Source organism: Thalassospira sp. UBA848 (assembly GCF_002295455.1).
Lineage (GTDB): Bacteria > Pseudomonadota > Alphaproteobacteria > Rhodospirillales > Thalassospiraceae > Thalassospira.
This window is the reverse complement of sequence record NZ_DBGS01000072.1, coordinates 1-14,129: the sequence shown is the minus strand read 5'-3', so window position 1 is coordinate 14,129 and position 14,129 is coordinate 1. Positions and strand designations below refer to the sequence as shown.

The window sequence follows — 14,129 nt, the reverse complement described above, 5'->3', positions numbered from 1 at the left end:
CACGTGGAGAACGTAATGACCGGCAGAGTGCTTCAGTTTTTTACGGATCTCCTTAGACGGTTCCAAAAACTGATTACTAGTCCTTGTGTTGGTTTACTGACAGTGGTGCCAGTCGGTTTTGCTGCATTGGTTGATTGGCGGTATTTCGGTTACTTCATGGTTGATGGGGCGTTGGGGCATTGGTTCGGTGCGCTGAGTTGGTTGGTGGGTAGCTACGACGGTTATCGAACTGGAAGATATCGTTACGCGTGGAGATATCTGCCACCGAAGAGAGATGAGTTACGACCTTCTCGGGCTTATAGAGACACGGTGGGTGGAGTTTTCCTGATAATTGTAACTTTGTTTCTTTTCGCTGCTGATGGTCCTGTTTCCATTCCTGGTTTGTTGTCGATTGGTACTGTCTCATCCTATGCGGTGACTACGGGGTGGTTCGGATTTGTGCGTCTTCGGGCAAAGAAACAATTTAGAGCATCAAAGTCCATAACATGAGATGTGTCTGCCTTTGGCGTTGATCCAAAATTTAGTCAGGTGCGGAAATAGTATTGAGATGGCTCGTTTCGATCCGATCTAACATAAAAAAAACGGCGCGGAAATTCCGCGCCGTTTTCCATTTTGCCGAAGGTTGCTTTTAGGCCGTTTTAAGGCGCCCAAACCCGGCTTCAAGATCAGCGATCAGGTCATCGGGATCTTCAAGGCCGACATGAAGGCGGATCAGTTGCCCGTCTTCGTCCCAATTGGTGGCGGTGCGGATTTTGGTCGGGTCGGATGGCAGGATCAGGCTTTCAAAGCCGCCCCAGCTAAAGCCCATGCCAAACAGTTCCATGTGATCGACCATATTGGCGAGTTGGGCTTTCTCGACCGGCTCCATAACAAAGGAAAACAGGCCGCTTGCGCCGCTGAAATCGCGTTTCCAGATGGCATGCCCCGGATCTTCGGGTAGGCTCGGATGCAGCACGCGTTTGACTTCGGATCGGGTTTGCAGCCATTTCGCGACCTTAAGTCCGCTTTCATGATGTTGCTTAAGGCGCACGGCAAGGGTACGCAGGCCGCGCTGGGCAAGGTAGCAATCATCCGGACCAACCGCGTCTCCCGAAATCAGGATCTGCTTCTTGATGGTCAGCAGGTCTGCCTCGGTCGCGGTGGTGATGGTGCCCAGCATGACGTCCGAATGGCCGACAATGTATTTGGTGCCCGCCTGAACAGACACATCAACACCCAGTTCAAACGGGCGGCACAGGATCGGGGAAGCCCAGGTGTTATCAAGCAAGACCTTAACATCACGCGCGTGCGCAGCTTTGGCGATGGCCGGGATATCCTGCATTTCAAAGGTCAGCGACCCCGGACTTTCACACCAGACAAGGGCGGTGTTATCGCGAATAAGGCCTGCGATATCGCCACCAAGCGTCGGGTCATAATATTGCGTCTCGACCCCGAACTTCTTGAGGAAGGTATTGCACAGGTTGCGAGTCGGGAAATAGGCGCTGTCAGTAACGAGGATATGATCCCCGGGCTTCACAAACGCGAGGATGGCATTGGTGATGGCCGAAACGCCCGAGGAAACGCAAAGCGTGCCATAGCCGCCTTCAAGTTCGGCAACGGCTTCTTCCAGCAAAAAGCGGGTCGGCGTGCCATGGCGGCCATATGTCACTTTGCCAGGTGTTGAGGCGCCAGCCTTTTCAAGCTCTGCCAGGCTGTCAAACAGGATGGTCGAGGCATGCAGAACCGGCGGGTTGACCACGCCGTGATACTGGCTGGAACGGCGGCCAGCGTGGACCAGTTTGGTTTCGGTATGTTTGGGGCTTTGAGATGACATATCAGGCGGTTCTCCTTGGGCGCGACGTCTTATGGTTCAAAGACAAACCACCTTGGCGGCAGGCATTCAAGGCTTTTTGCGACAAAGCCATTGTCAAACCCTGTCATCGGGCTATTTCTTACGGGCGATAACCGCGAAAAAATATCAAGAAAACATCAAGGGGGCCTTGTGATTGAACTTCAGGATTTTCGTGCCGCACGCCGTGCCATTTCGGATCATGTCCGTCTAACCCCGCTCTTCGAAGTCAGCAATTTTGGCGACACATCGTGCTTTGCGAACCGGGATCATATCCCCGAGATGTTCCTTAAGCTTGAAAACATGCAGGTCAGCGGATCCTTCAAGGCGCGCGGGGCAATGAATGCCGCGCTTTCCCTTGATCCCGCACAAAGATCTGCCGGTCTGTGCACGGCATCGGGTGGCAATCACGGCATGGGTGTTATCAATGCGGCCCGCACACTGGGTGTGCCGGTGAAAATCTTCCTGCCGACCAATACCCCGCAGCCCAAGGTCAAAAAACTGCGTGCGCAGGGTGTCGATGTGGCTTTGGTCGGGGCCGTTTGGGATGATGCCAACCGTGCTGCGATGGAACACGCACATGAAAGCGGTATGGCCTATATCCACCCGTTCGCTGATCCCAAGGTGATTGCAGGGCAGGGAACCATCGCGCTTGAGCTTCTGGAACAGCAACCAGACCTTGATACGCTGGTCGTCGCGATTGGTGGCGGCGGGCTGATTGCCGGTGTGGCGACCGCAGCCCGGTTGCTGCGCCCGTCGATCCGGGTGATCGGCGTGGAGCCGACCGGGGCGGCAACCCTGTTTGAAAGCCTCAAGGCCAACGAAGTCGTGACATTGCCGAGTGTGAATACAGCAGCCACCAGTCTGGCACCGCGTCAGTCATCCGCGCTTAACGTCGATCTGATTGGCAAGAATGTTGATCGCATCGCACTGGTCAGTGACGAGGAAATGCAAAAATCTGCCAAGTGGCTTTGGAAGGAGTTTGGTATTTCCGTCGAGCTTTCGGCGGCGGCCGGGATCGCGGCCGTCATGAACGACCGTCTTGGCGATAAAAGCCCGGGGCGGGTCGGTGTGATTGTCTGTGGTACTGGAACGGACGGATTTGAGTAGGGGCAAATAAAAAGGGATGAAACCAAACGGTTTCATCCCTTTTTAAACCAGACGCCAGTCCAAATGGACTGGCGCGGAAATATATAGCGTCGCAAACCGCCAAAGAGCAAAAGCTCTCCGGTGCGGAATTACATCTTCGGCTCGACCACCTGACGACCACGGTACATACCGGTGTTCAGGTCAATGTGGTGCGGGCGATGCAGTTCGCCGGTCTCTTTGTCTTCGCGGTACGAGCCCTTGGCGAGCTTGTCATGCGAGCGACGCATGCCCTGACGGGACTTGGTCACTTTTTTCTTTGGCACTGCCATGGGTCATCATCCTCTGGCTTGGGTAAACTCAGGCGCGCTTGTTACCGTGCGCGGTCGGGAAAGTCAACGATCAAAGTTTCGGAATCTGCATTATTTGCATTTTCCGTCGCACTTTTGCGATCCGGCGCTTCACCACCAGAATGACCATCATGATCAACATGATGGTCAATTTGCGGGATCAGCCCTGTATCGCGCGGATCGTCAACAATATCGGTTCGCTGGTCGTATATCGCAAAACCTGCCTTTTGATAAGCCCCAAGTGCACTTGGATGATCAAGTGTGCAGGTATTTACTGTCAGGCGCGCGGGTTTGAAGCTCCAGGCGGTATCAATCGCCCAGTCAAGCAGGTATTTGCCAAGGCCCTTGCCGATGAATTCGGGCATCAGCCCCATATAATGCAGATCAATTACGCCATCGGATTCCAGTGACGCCAGTTCAAGCTCGGCGAAACCGGCAGGCACGCCAGCGACATAGAGCACATAAACATGGGTTTCCGGCTTGGCAAGGATTGGGGCCAGTTCCTCGTCGCTCATCAGGCGGCGTTCCCACCACAGCCACGGCTCGCCAACTGTATTATAAAGGTAGCGATAAAATGACAGGGTGGGCTCTTCGGCCCGGACAATGGCAACCTTGCCCGGCGGCACGATGGCAGGTGCGCGGTCGGGCGGGCTTTGCATTTCAAGGAAGCTGATGACAACTTCCAGCTTGCGCGGATTTGATGGGGTCATTGGTCTAAACTCTTGCGCATTATTTTGTTTTGGGGCGGATCAGGTTGATCCTGATCGGTGACGCTTCCAATAAAGTCATAGCCGAGTTTGGCGTAAAAATCACCCGCTGCGGCGTTTTCAATTGTGACCCGGATTTCACCAAGCCGGGAAAGGCGCAGGATATCTTCGGCCAGCGCCACCAATTCACTGCCAATGCCGGACCCCTGAGCGTGTTCGGCAATTGCCAGATAATGAATCCAGCCAAAGACATCGTCATGTCCGGTCATCATCGTGGCAAAGATCTGTTGATCTTCGGGCATACGGGCGACGATGAGGCTGCCGTTACGCGCGGTAATGCAATTTTCGATATCCTGCCGGGCATCGCGGATTGCAGGGATCAGGCCGGTGTCGATCCAAAGCCGGGTGATCGCGGCGATGTCTTCGTTTGAGGGTGCTTTAAGCTGTTCAAGTTTGATGCCCGCGCCATCGGCGGTGCTGTTGGCCAAGCCTTGACCAAAGGAAGATGGGGCGGGCATCGGATTTCTCATGTCATGGGTTGCAGGGGTATCTGGGCCGGGCTGTCAAGCCGGGCCGGTGGCAACCGGGCTGTCTTCGGTGGTGGCCCATTCTGCCCATGAACCGTCATAGACCGCGACTTGTTTGTGGCCGCAAATATAGGCCCCCATCGCCAGCACACAGGCGGTCACGCCAGAGCCACAGCTTGCGACGACTGGTTTGGTAAGATCCACGCCGGCACTATCAAATGCGGTCTTGATCTCGGTGGCAGACTTGAAAGTGCCATCCGAATTCAGAAGTTCGGTAAAGGGCAGGTTATAAGAGCCCGGCACGTGGCCGGATTTGCCCCAGGGATCATCGACCTCGCCACGGAACCGTTCGCCTGCGCGGGCATCAACCAGCTGTTCGCGTTTGGTTTTGACGTTTGAAAGAACCTGATCAAACTCGCGCAGCAAAAAGCTGTTGGCGCGCGCGGTGAAGTGGCGTTCGCGCGGCGGGGTTGGTGCATCGGTGACTGGCCGCCCCTCGGCAAGCCATTTGGGCAGGCCACCATCCAGAACGACGACATCGTGGTGGCCAAAATGACGCAGCATCCACCATGCCCGGCAGGCCGCAAGGGCAGAGCCCTTTTGGCTATAGACAACCACACGCACACCATCGCCAAGGCCAAGCTTGCGGACCTTGGCGGAAAACTTGATCGCGTCGGGCATCATGTGCGGCAGCGGTGCGCTGTCATCGGCGGCAATATCATCGATATCAAAGAAAACCGCGCCCGGAATGTGTTCGGCATCATAGAATTCGCGGGCATTCTTGTTTTCGGCTGGCATATACCAGCTGGCATCGACGACGCGCACGTCCGGTGCATCAAGATGATCCGCAAGCCATTGGGTGGACACAAGGGCGTCGGAAAGTGGGTTGGTCATGGACAAGCTCCGATTGGCAATGGTGGGTATTCTAGGGTCACGACCCATTAATTTGATGTCAATGGCAGACGTTATATTTGTGAAATCCAAGGAAAATGCCGCAGATCGGGGTGTCCCCCGCTTAAGGGATTTGACGTGGGAGTTTGCAAATATAACGTCTGTCCTTCGGATTCATCTGGTTTGCACGGCCTACTTTGTCGTAAAACCTTGGAAGATTACTATCTGCCTGCGGTTTTACTTCGCGTATCCGCACAAATCAGATGAACCATTGAAACCAAATTAATGGGTCGTGACCCTAGTTGGTCCGGGATCATTTTAAATTGGTCCTGAGTTTAAGTCTAAATTTGTAACGGTCCTGCCGTTTTCTGGCAACCGGCAGGCTGTGTGAATGGTGGGTCATCCGCGTGCCTGCTTTGGTGATGCTTTCAAATCTGGCTAGTCCGCGAAGACAATATTGATCCGCCGGTTCTGGCGGCCTTTCTTCTCAATCTTCGAAACCATGACCTTGCCGATTTCGCCGGTGGTGCGCACATGTGTGCCGCCGCATGGCTGGAAATCAATGCCTTCGATGGTGACGGTCCGGATCGAATGTCCGTCCATCGGGGGCTGTACGGACATGGTGCGAACAAGTTCCGGATTGGCCTTGAGTTCGGCCACCGTGATTTCACCGTCATAAACATCCGCGTTGCGCGCGATCAGTTCATTGAGTTTCTCGCTGATCTCATCCTTATCAAGCGTCGCGTCGGGCAGATTGAAATCAAGTCGTGCCTTGTGGGCGGCGATGTTGCCGCCGGTTACATCGCCCTCGATGACCGCGCAGAGAAGATGCAGGCAGGTATGGAAGCGCATCAGCTTGTGGCGATTGTCCCAATCAAGCTCAGCCGTGACCGTGTCGCCAACCGCAGGCAGGGGGTGATCATCGGCAATGATGTGCAGGATGCGTCCTGTTTCGCGGTCCTTGACTGTCGTGGCGACGGGCAGGGAGGTGCCATCCCCAAGTGTGAGCGTGCCAATGTCGCCTGACTGACCGCCTGCGGTTGCGTAAAACACTGTCTGGTCAAGCTCGATACCGCGATCTGAAACGCTGGTGACGGTTGCGGCACAGTTTTGAGTATAGGCGTCTTCGCGAAACATTAGGCGTGTCATTTTTCTTCCTTCCCGTGTGGTGGCGTTCTTTGTCTGGTCATCAGTCTTGCTGTCAGGCTGTTTGCGACAGGTGCAGATAACTGTTTCGTTGAGCGCATGGTGCGGTGGGGGCCGGGCGATTGTCGAGGCCAAAATTGCCAAAGAACTCATGCGCGTTTTGTATGTAAGTGTACATAAATGTAATATACATGTTGAAAAAGTTACGAAATGTATGGTATTGGTGCCGTGTAATTCAGGAGTACAGCAGCCGTGCCAGCCGTTATTCATGTCAAACTTTCCGGTGAGGGGGACTTCGGACCGGTGGATCTCGAATGTGCGATCCCGCCCGCACGTTTGCCTGTGGTCATGGCGGCACTGTTCGGTTCGGCCCAATCGGGTGCAGTTGTGGCGCATGGTCGTTTGGTCGCAGGGGCGGCTGTAGCCGGGAACACCGAAATATCTGCCAATGCCAGTCAGGATGTGCGCCGTGCGGATACCGCGTCTGGGGAAGATTTGTCAGCGCAAGGTGCGACAGGACTGGCTAATGCCAATGTCGTTGCAGATCAAGGGATCGCTGTCGGTTCAAATGCGGTCGATCCGGGGATGTTCATTACAGGCTTTGTCGGCAGTTTCGGGGATCTGGTCGGTCGTTTGCAGCCGCGCGGGTTTGCCGAAATAATTTTGCTGGCTGCGATCTGGCTGCAATATCGTGATGGCAGGAACTTTGTGACACGGGGCGATATCCGTCGACTTTTGCGTCGTCAGGATCATTTGCGAATGCCGCGAAATTTCAGCCGGGATTTCCATGCTTCCGTGGCGCGTGGTTATCTGGAAGAGGTCGAGAACGAGGACGGATATACCGTTGCAAGTGACGGTTTCATCTGGTTCCGCAAAGAGTGTACAAAATAGTACAAATAGTCGAAAAATATATTGACGAAATGTATGTATAATGTATCTTTTTGCAGGGACAAACAAAAACGGGTGGGACCAGGATCATGAGCGAATGGGAAGTCAGAAGCAGCTGCCGCGTGTGGCGGGGGCGGTATGTCATTCGGGGTGACGTTGACCGTATTGCCAATGACATTGTCGAGCTGAAGCAAAACCGTTTCCCCGGACTTGAAACCGACAAGGTTTCGCTTCGGGTTGTAACCATGGCCGTGATGTCGGTTCTGGCAGAGGAATGCTGCGAAGACGGCGTAACGGCAGCTGAGCTTTCATTCCTTCTGACCACCTGCCTTGGGATGCCGATTTCTCCGACCCGGATTGAGTCCGAAATGGCCGGTTTGTCAGGCCTTGTCTGGACCGGTGAATGGGGTGGTGAAAACCTTTATGTCATGGAAAAACGCGGTCTGCGTTTCTTTGAGAACGCACGCGCCAGAGCCCTTTCCAAAGATGGTAATGTAACCCCCAAAGACCGCGAAGGTGTCGCTGCCAGCGAAGCGCAGGATGCCATCAATGCCATGATTGATCCGGTGATCATCAATGAACCGGCTGCGCATGCGCGGTATCGCGTTGTCAGCTAAGACATTCAGCTGACCAATCACGCAACCAGTTATTCATTGCACCCGCCCGTTCTGCTGGCGGGTGTTTTGCTTTGCCGGAGGTGTGCCGAACAAGCAGCTTGACCAATCGAAAAAAGCGCCATATGCATAAAAGCATGGAAAACATTGTTACACATCAGAACGCCTATTTTACGTCGTGCACATAGCGCGGCGCCTGTTGATGTGTTTGTAAATTGAACCAAGACCGGCTGCCCCAGGGCGGCCTTTGTTTTTTCCATAAACCGGTTTGCCCGAGGTGGCCCCACCAACAAGGAAACCGGAAAATGACCCATATCTCTATTGCTGATCGCATGCCGACACTTGATTTCACACCGAACGCCCTGAAAGACGGGATCGGGGTGGTGCCGCTTATTCTGATGGCAGGCTTTGCTGATACCAGTATGGCCGCAAGCGAGCTTGTCGCAAGCGGCGCAGTCCGGATCGAAGACAAGCAGATTACCGATCCAGACCATCATATCCTGAGCTACGCCTTTGATGATGGCGAAGTACTCCGCCTCACAGTTGGTGGGCAAAGCACGATGCTGATCCGGCGTGCAGATTGATTGCCATGACATATCGTTCGCGAGATAGGGCCGATGTTGCTGGTGATGTCAGAACAGCGACATTTGCCCGTTCGCGCTGGGGCGTTTGAAGCCGCTGCAATCAAGGTTTAGGGATCTGTTGATCAGACCATGCTTTTTGCGGGCAGCATCAAAGCGCTTGGCGATCAGATCGGCAATTGGGCCGGTGCCGCGCATGCGGGTGCCAAATTCCGACTGATAGGTTTCACCATTACTCATCTGACGGATCAGTGACATCACTTTGGCTTTGCGGTCCGGGTAATGGGCTTCAAGCCATTCTTCGAAAAGGTCCGCGATTTCAAGAGGTAGTCGCAAGACAATATGACTGATGGATTGCGCCCCGACGTCCTTGCAGGCAGCCACGATCTTTTCGATTTCCATGTCATTGAGGCCCGGAATGATCGGTGCACAAAGGACAGTGACCGGAATGCCTGCGTCTGAAAGCTGTCGGATGGCGTCAAGCCGACGGTGCGGGGCAGACGCCCGCGGTTCCAGAAGGTTTGACAGCCGGTGATCAAGGCTTGTGACCGAAACGGCCACAGATGCCCGGTTTCGGGCGGCCATCGGGGCGATCAGGTCAATGTCGCGGGTGACCAGCGCGCTTTTGGTGATCAGCGAGAAGGGATGCTGGCAATCGGCCAAAACTTCGATGATCGAGCGCGTCAGCTTCTTGTCACGGTCGACCGGCTGGTAGGGGTCCGTGCTTGTGCCGATCACAATCGGGGCCGGTTGATAGGCCTTTGACGACAGTTGCTTGCGCAAAAGCTGGGCGGCTTCCGGTTTCCAGAACAGTCTGGTTTCAAAATCAAGGCCGGGGGACAAGCCCAGGTAGGCATGTGTCGGGCGGGCAAAACAATAGACACAGCCATGCTCACATCCGCGATAGGGGTTGATGGACCGATCAAACGGGACATCAGGGCTTTGATTGCGGGTGATCACAGAACGCGCACCATCGATACCAAGGGTGGTTTTGGTGCGTGGGGCGTCCTGATCTTCCATCAATGTGCCCAGCCATCCATCATCAAAAATGACAGCGCGGGCGTGGGCATGGGGTTGGTTGATATTGTTCTTCATATGCTCACAATAAAGAACAAAAGAAGAACATTCAAGCCAAAGCCGATATGTCCAAATTTTTACAGCATCACGTTATGGACAGGCGCTGCCGTCTACCGCGGTGCCGTCTACCGTGACTGAGCCAGTAACGGTGGGAAGGGTTCCGCCGCCGTCACCACATGGGTTGAGGTTATTGGTGGTATTACCCGTCCCTGACAGGTTGTTTATGGTTGATGAATTGGCGAAGAATACAAATCGCTTGTCGAAGCCTGCTCCGCTCACGGAAAGCTTGTTGTCATCGATGCTGATGTTGGAATTGTTGCCGATAATCGCCAGGAACCGGGCACCATTTGCATTGGAGGTAACGGATGAAACATTATTCTTGATCGTAACATCCTGGCTGTCTCTGATTATGATAGCGCCTGCGGTTGAGGTGCCGTTCTGCGTTGTCAGGTTGTTGTTCCGAATGGTAACGTTCTGCTTTCCTTCGATGTGGACGATGTATGCTGACCCGGTCGTGTTAACGTTCGCGGTCACACCAATCAGACTGCTGTTATCGGCCATGTTAAAGAGACGTGCACCACCGCCGGCGCCGCCATTGCTGCCGGTGCCCGAGATCGATGCATCCGGAATGGTGACCGTAACCGACCGTCCTGTCGGGGTTTTGATGTCAAGTGCGCCACCCCCGACAATTGTTTGTCCACTCTGAACCGTTGTGACGGAATTGATTGCGGTGTAATCGCCGCTCAGGATCACGGTTGAATTGGCACCTGCATTGGCAATGTCAGTGGCAAAGTTCGCCGCCGATGTCGAGTTGCTGTTCAGAACTGTGATCGTTTTGCCGTCGGCAGTCTGGGTGATTTCACTTGCTTCTGAAAACTGTCCGGCCTGGCTGACCACATCGATGTCGCGGATGATGGGATCGGTCATGCGCCGTTCCATCGCGCTCAGGCGGGGTTTAGGAGTATCGCCGAAGCCTTGCAACGGGATACGAAGGCGGAAGCTGGCAAAGCCCTGCGTGCCCCGTGGGCTGTCATGCTGAATTTCCGCCCCGAGGGAAAAGCGCGACCCTTCCCACAAAAAGGGAACTTCATCAAAGGTCAGGTCCAGTCGCCCACGCGGACCCTGTACCGTATCAACACCGTCTTCCGTAAAGCGATAACCACCGGCATAGGCACGGAGTTGCTGTCCGGCATCAGCCGCAAATAACGGAATGCGCCAGCCAATTTCCCCGTCAAAGCCACGCAATGCGCGTTCTTCACCCTGATTGTACATCAAGGTGGTACCACTCACATCAACAGTGCTCAGACTGTCTTCCATGTATTGTGTGGTGCCGATCGGGACATAGGCATTGGCGCGAAAATCCCAATCAAGCGACAGGGCCTCTGCGCCGAAGGTCAATTGGTTGAATTTGTTGCCATAGGGGCTGTGGCGGCGGTCAAAGTAACCATAGCCACCAATGTTCCATCCCGAATCAAGCATCTGACGGATGCCAAGACCGAAGTTCCCTTCGTGGCTGTTATTGTCATCCATCCGGGCGCGCAGGCTGGTGAAGGTCAATGTGTCCTCATCCTGCCAAAGCGGAATGAACAGGTCCGTCTCGCCAAGGTTACGATCCGTTCCGCCTTTGCCTTCGAGGTCAATATGCGGTCCCCATTTTGGGCCGGATGGTTCTGCGGCGGCATGGGCAACTGGTGCAGCTAGCAGGAATGGGGCGCTAAGAAGGATAGAAAGGATGGATCGGGTAACGTGCATGTTTAACCTAGCCAGCAGGACTAACGGTGCGTCCGTGGTGCACAGACACATTGCGAAGACATCAGAAGATTTTTGCTCGTGGGGAATATCGTGCCCCGTAGTTGTATGGCTTTTGCCATTTCAATTTTTACGGGACGACCGTAATTCTGCATGATCCTTACGGCCACTCCTATTCTTTATCATTTTGGCAGAAGTTATCATTTTCCTGATCCCGGCAGGCTGACCGGACCGGGCAAGGAAAATGTATGGTCACAATGATTTTCTTGTTGGTTGATTAAGGCGGGATATAGTCAAGGCAAGGTGCGAAACGTCATCAGTCAATGCGCACCGTTTGATCATTTGCAAAGGATCGCCCCATGGATTGGTCACAGGTTTTGAGTTTTGCGCTGGTTGCGTCGCTGCTTGTCATGTCGCCGGGGCCCAATGGTGTTCTGGTCGCCAAGACGGTGCCGACATCGGGACGTATGGCCGGGATAGCCAATGTTGCCGGATTTGTGACGGCCTTTTACCTGCACGGGACTTTGTCGATCCTTGGTATTTCGGTCATCCTCGTGCAATCCGCACAGGCCTTCATGATCGTGAAGTTTTTGGGGGCGGCCTATTTGTGCTGGATCGGGTTCAAGGCGCTGCGTGATGCGTGGCGCGGGGTGAAAACGGTTGGCGAAGTATCGCCAGCAAAGCGCAAGCGTACACTGATCAAGGCCTATGGCGAGGGATTTCTGACCAACGCGCTGAACCCGAAAGTCTCGATCTTTTATCTTGCAGCGTTTCCGCAATTTATCCCGGTAGGAGAGGGGGCGGTGACATCGGCCTTTATGCTGGTGTGTCTGCACGGGGCGATCAACGCGGTGTGGTTCGGGGCAATGGTGATGTTAATAGCACGGTTGACGCGCCTTGCCGGGAGCGGTCGTTTCCAACGTGCGCTCAAGGCTACCACCGGGGCAGTGTTCATTGCCTTTGGCGTCAAGCTGGCAGCCCTTCGCCCATAAATCCCGCCAAAGATATTCTGATAAGCCCGTCGGTCAGATTGGTCGGCGGGCTTTTCATTTTCGCACGACAATCACGGCCATGACGGCACAAAACAGGGCAAACAGGATGTCGCTTGCAGCGATATTGTCTGTTACCAGTGCCTCAAACGCGGCAATCGGCAGGATGATTGAGGTCAGGACGAGAAAGACCGGGTTAAACAGTTTCTGTTTCATCTTATGCGCCCCCGTTCATCGTCGTGATCAAAAGTATCCCGAGTGCCATGAAGCCGCAAAGTGCGGTCAGGATGACACCGGTTTTAAGAACAACCGACAGCACTGGTCCTTCCTTTCCCGACAGACCGACTGTGGAACAGCCAACCAGAATTTTCGACGGTGCCAGCATGCTGCCAAGTGATGCGCCCGTAGCCTGGGCGGCCAGAACAAGGGCGGTTGAAAGGCCGGAAAGTTCGGCGGTGTGACGCTGGAACATGCCAAAGACGACGTTGGAATTGTTCGTGCTGCCGGTCATAAAGGCGCCAAGCGCACCAATCGCCGGTGAAATCACCGGATAGGCGACGGCAAAGGTCCCGGAAAAGACCGCAGCCCCGCCTTCGGCCAGGGCATAGGTCATCCCGGCATGATCCATGATGATGGCAAGGCCGATCACAGGAACCATGCCGATGCTGGTCGGAAGGCCGCTTTTAAGCGTGCGTTGCCAGATACGTTTGCCAATCCCGTTATCGTAATGCCCGCGCAGCTTGAAGAAGGTAAAGCTGATGGCAGCCGTGTAAAGCAGCAGTGCGCCCGGATGGCCAAAGATCGCGATGGCCTTGGCACTTTCTGCTTCGATCACCCAACCGCTTGCGGTTGCCGTTTCCGGGAACTCAAGCGTGAAGCGGATCTTGCCAAGCAGCATCTCGATTGCCGGGACAAAGGTGGCAAGCGTGACGAGCAAGATGAAAACCAGATAGGGTGTGAGTGCTTCGATCAACGCCATGTGGTGATGATCATCGGCAACCTGTTCGGCAACATCATCGGGATGGGGTTTCCAAAAACGGGTCACAATGATCGATGTAACAAGCCCGGCAATCCCCGCCGTAAGGCCACCCAGTGTCCAGACACCATAATTGGCCATGAAATACTGTACGACGCCCATCACGCCGGAAATCAGGATCAGCGGTACCATGCGGCGGCGAATGGTGCGGAACCCGCCATCCAGCCACAAAACCGCCGCCCCGCACATGAAGCCCGACAGACCCAAAAGGATCGCGGAATAATGGGTCAATTCAGTCCCCGGAATGCCGGTAACACCAATCAATGCCTCAAACGATGTCGCCATATTGCCAAACAGAACCGACCAGCTATGGCCGATCATTGGGGCAGCAACGGCCAGCACTGGCGAGAAACCCATGCCAAGCAGAAGCGGCGCAACAACGGCAATCGGTACGCCAAAGCCTGCGACCCCCTGCAAGAAGCTGGCAAAGACGTAACCCAGTATCAGAAGCTGTAGGGGGCGGTCATCGGTCAGCGACCGAATGGCGCGTCCGATGGTTTTGATTGCGCCGGCTTCTTCGGCGGCGAAATAAAGGATCAATGCCGCCCAGACGATATAAAGGATATAAAGGGCCAGCATCACGCCCTTGGCCTGGGCGATGATCAGCATGTCGGTGGGTGCGCCAAAGAAGAAGACGGCAAGGACAACCGTGACAAACCA

At 54.7% G+C, this 14,129-nt stretch carries 16 protein-coding genes; 6 read left to right on the top strand and 10 right to left on the bottom strand.

The window, feature by feature from the left end; translation table 11 throughout:
- Positions 1–15 precede the first annotated feature (15 nt).
- Positions 16–489: a hypothetical protein gene (locus B2R48_RS09985; protein ID WP_213472830.1), complete on the top strand. Its 474-nt coding sequence runs from the start codon at positions 16–18 to the stop codon at positions 487–489.
- 139 nt (positions 490–628) lie between these two features.
- Here B2R48_RS09985 and metC read toward each other — a convergent pair whose 3' ends face one another.
- Positions 629–1,813: a cystathionine beta-lyase gene (metC, locus tag B2R48_RS09980; RefSeq protein WP_213472833.1), complete on the bottom strand. Its 1,185-nt coding sequence runs from the start codon at positions 1,811–1,813 to the stop codon at positions 629–631.
- A 168-nt stretch (positions 1,814–1,981) separates the two neighbouring features.
- Between metC and B2R48_RS09975 the strand changes: the two genes are divergently transcribed.
- Positions 1,982–2,938 carry a threonine ammonia-lyase gene (locus tag B2R48_RS09975; protein ID WP_213472835.1) on the top strand — a complete coding sequence of 319 codons (957 nt, stop codon included), beginning with the start codon at positions 1,982–1,984 and terminating at the stop codon, positions 2,936–2,938.
- Between the two features lie 128 nt (positions 2,939–3,066).
- On the opposite strand, the gene rpmF is transcribed toward B2R48_RS09975, so the two are convergent.
- The 5 genes from rpmF to B2R48_RS09950 all read right to left on the bottom strand — a co-directional run bounded on the left by rpmF (position 3,067) and on the right by B2R48_RS09950 (position 6,538).
- Positions 3,067–3,246, bottom strand: coding sequence for a 50S ribosomal protein L32 (gene rpmF, locus B2R48_RS09970; protein ID WP_062951864.1), 180 nt, complete (start codon positions 3,244–3,246; stop codon positions 3,067–3,069).
- A 41-nt stretch (positions 3,247–3,287) separates the two neighbouring features.
- Positions 3,288–3,974, bottom strand: a complete 687-nt coding sequence (locus B2R48_RS09965) for a GNAT family N-acetyltransferase (RefSeq protein WP_213472837.1) — start codon at positions 3,972–3,974, stop codon at positions 3,288–3,290.
- Entirely contained in the window at positions 3,971–4,489 is a 519-nt protein-coding gene (locus B2R48_RS09960; RefSeq protein ID WP_296999731.1) for a GNAT family N-acetyltransferase, read from the bottom strand. The genes B2R48_RS09965 and B2R48_RS09960 overlap by 4 nt, the downstream gene beginning before the upstream one ends.
- A gap of 45 nt (positions 4,490–4,534) precedes the next feature.
- Complete coding sequence (sseA, locus tag B2R48_RS09955; protein WP_062955353.1) at positions 4,535–5,392, bottom strand: 3-mercaptopyruvate sulfurtransferase; 858 nt, start codon at positions 5,390–5,392, stop codon at positions 4,535–4,537.
- Positions 5,393–5,827: 435 nt separating this feature from the next.
- Entirely contained in the window at positions 5,828–6,538 is a 711-nt protein-coding gene (locus B2R48_RS09950) for an alanyl-tRNA editing protein (RefSeq protein WP_296999727.1), read from the bottom strand.
- A gap of 249 nt (positions 6,539–6,787) precedes the next feature.
- On the opposite strand from B2R48_RS09950, the gene B2R48_RS09945 reads away from it, so the two are divergent.
- The 3 genes from B2R48_RS09945 to B2R48_RS09935 all read left to right on the top strand — a co-directional run bounded on the left by B2R48_RS09945 (position 6,788) and on the right by B2R48_RS09935 (position 8,621).
- Positions 6,788–7,426, top strand: coding sequence for a hypothetical protein (locus B2R48_RS09945; RefSeq protein WP_296999724.1), 639 nt, complete (start codon positions 6,788–6,790; stop codon positions 7,424–7,426).
- Positions 7,427–7,512: 86 nt separating this feature from the next.
- Positions 7,513–8,040 (top strand): hypothetical protein, encoded by a 528-nt coding sequence (locus B2R48_RS09940; protein ID WP_296999722.1) that lies wholly within the window; start codon positions 7,513–7,515, stop codon positions 8,038–8,040.
- Positions 8,041–8,342: 302 nt separating this feature from the next.
- A complete protein-coding gene (locus tag B2R48_RS09935; RefSeq protein WP_296999719.1) occupies positions 8,343–8,621 on the top strand; it encodes a tyrosyl-tRNA synthetase in 279 nt (92 codons plus the stop codon).
- A gap of 48 nt (positions 8,622–8,669) precedes the next feature.
- On the opposite strand, the gene B2R48_RS09930 is transcribed toward B2R48_RS09935, so the two are convergent.
- Together B2R48_RS09930 and B2R48_RS09925 are read right to left on the bottom strand one after the other, a co-directional pair.
- Complete coding sequence (locus tag B2R48_RS09930; protein ID WP_296999717.1) at positions 8,670–9,713, bottom strand: PA0069 family radical SAM protein; 1,044 nt, start codon at positions 9,711–9,713, stop codon at positions 8,670–8,672.
- Between the two features lie 72 nt (positions 9,714–9,785).
- A complete protein-coding gene (locus B2R48_RS09925; RefSeq protein WP_296999714.1) occupies positions 9,786–11,447 on the bottom strand; it encodes an inverse autotransporter beta domain-containing protein in 1,662 nt (553 codons plus the stop codon).
- A gap of 356 nt (positions 11,448–11,803) precedes the next feature.
- Here B2R48_RS09925 and B2R48_RS09920 point away from each other — a divergent pair, with 356 nt between their 5' ends.
- Positions 11,804–12,436: a LysE family translocator gene (locus B2R48_RS09920; protein WP_296999713.1), complete on the top strand. Its 633-nt coding sequence runs from the start codon at positions 11,804–11,806 to the stop codon at positions 12,434–12,436.
- Between the two features lie 54 nt (positions 12,437–12,490).
- On the opposite strand, the gene B2R48_RS09915 is transcribed toward B2R48_RS09920, so the two are convergent.
- Both B2R48_RS09915 and B2R48_RS09910 read right to left on the bottom strand, forming a co-directional pair.
- Positions 12,491–12,649, bottom strand: coding sequence for a hypothetical protein (locus B2R48_RS09915; RefSeq protein ID WP_296999710.1), 159 nt, complete (start codon positions 12,647–12,649; stop codon positions 12,491–12,493).
- A gap of 1 nt (position 12,650) precedes the next feature.
- Positions 12,651–14,129 (bottom strand): L-lactate permease (locus tag B2R48_RS09910; protein ID WP_296999707.1); only part of this gene is annotated, 1,479 nt, incomplete at its 5' end.

Coding starts and splice junctions, on each gene's coding strand:
- B2R48_RS09985 (WP_213472830.1), top strand. CDS start 16: ATGACCGGCAGAGTGCTTCAGTTTTTTACGGATCTCCTTAGACGGTTC.
- metC (WP_213472833.1), bottom strand. CDS start 1,813: ATGTCATCTCAAAGCCCCAAACATACCGAAACCAAACTGGTCCACGCT.
- rpmF (WP_062951864.1), bottom strand. CDS start 3,246: ATGGCAGTGCCAAAGAAAAAAGTGACCAAGTCCCGTCAGGGCATGCGT.
- B2R48_RS09965 (WP_213472837.1), bottom strand. CDS start 3,974: ATGACCCCATCAAATCCGCGCAAGCTGGAAGTTGTCATCAGCTTCCTT.
- B2R48_RS09960 (WP_296999731.1), bottom strand. CDS start 4,489: ATGCCCGCCCCATCTTCCTTTGGTCAAGGCTTGGCCAACAGCACCGCC.
- sseA (WP_062955353.1), bottom strand. CDS start 5,392: ATGACCAACCCACTTTCCGACGCCCTTGTGTCCACCCAATGGCTTGCG.
- B2R48_RS09950 (WP_296999727.1), bottom strand. CDS start 6,538: ATGACACGCCTAATGTTTCGCGAAGACGCCTATACTCAAAACTGTGCC.
- B2R48_RS09940 (WP_296999722.1), top strand. CDS start 7,513: ATGAGCGAATGGGAAGTCAGAAGCAGCTGCCGCGTGTGGCGGGGGCGG.
- B2R48_RS09935 (WP_296999719.1), top strand. CDS start 8,343: ATGACCCATATCTCTATTGCTGATCGCATGCCGACACTTGATTTCACA.
- B2R48_RS09930 (WP_296999717.1), bottom strand. CDS start 9,713: ATGAAGAACAATATCAACCAACCCCATGCCCACGCCCGCGCTGTCATT.
- B2R48_RS09925 (WP_296999714.1), bottom strand. CDS start 11,447: ATGCACGTTACCCGATCCATCCTTTCTATCCTTCTTAGCGCCCCATTC.
- B2R48_RS09920 (WP_296999713.1), top strand. CDS start 11,804: ATGGATTGGTCACAGGTTTTGAGTTTTGCGCTGGTTGCGTCGCTGCTT.
- B2R48_RS09915 (WP_296999710.1), bottom strand. CDS start 12,649: ATGAAACAGAAACTGTTTAACCCGGTCTTTCTCGTCCTGACCTCAATC.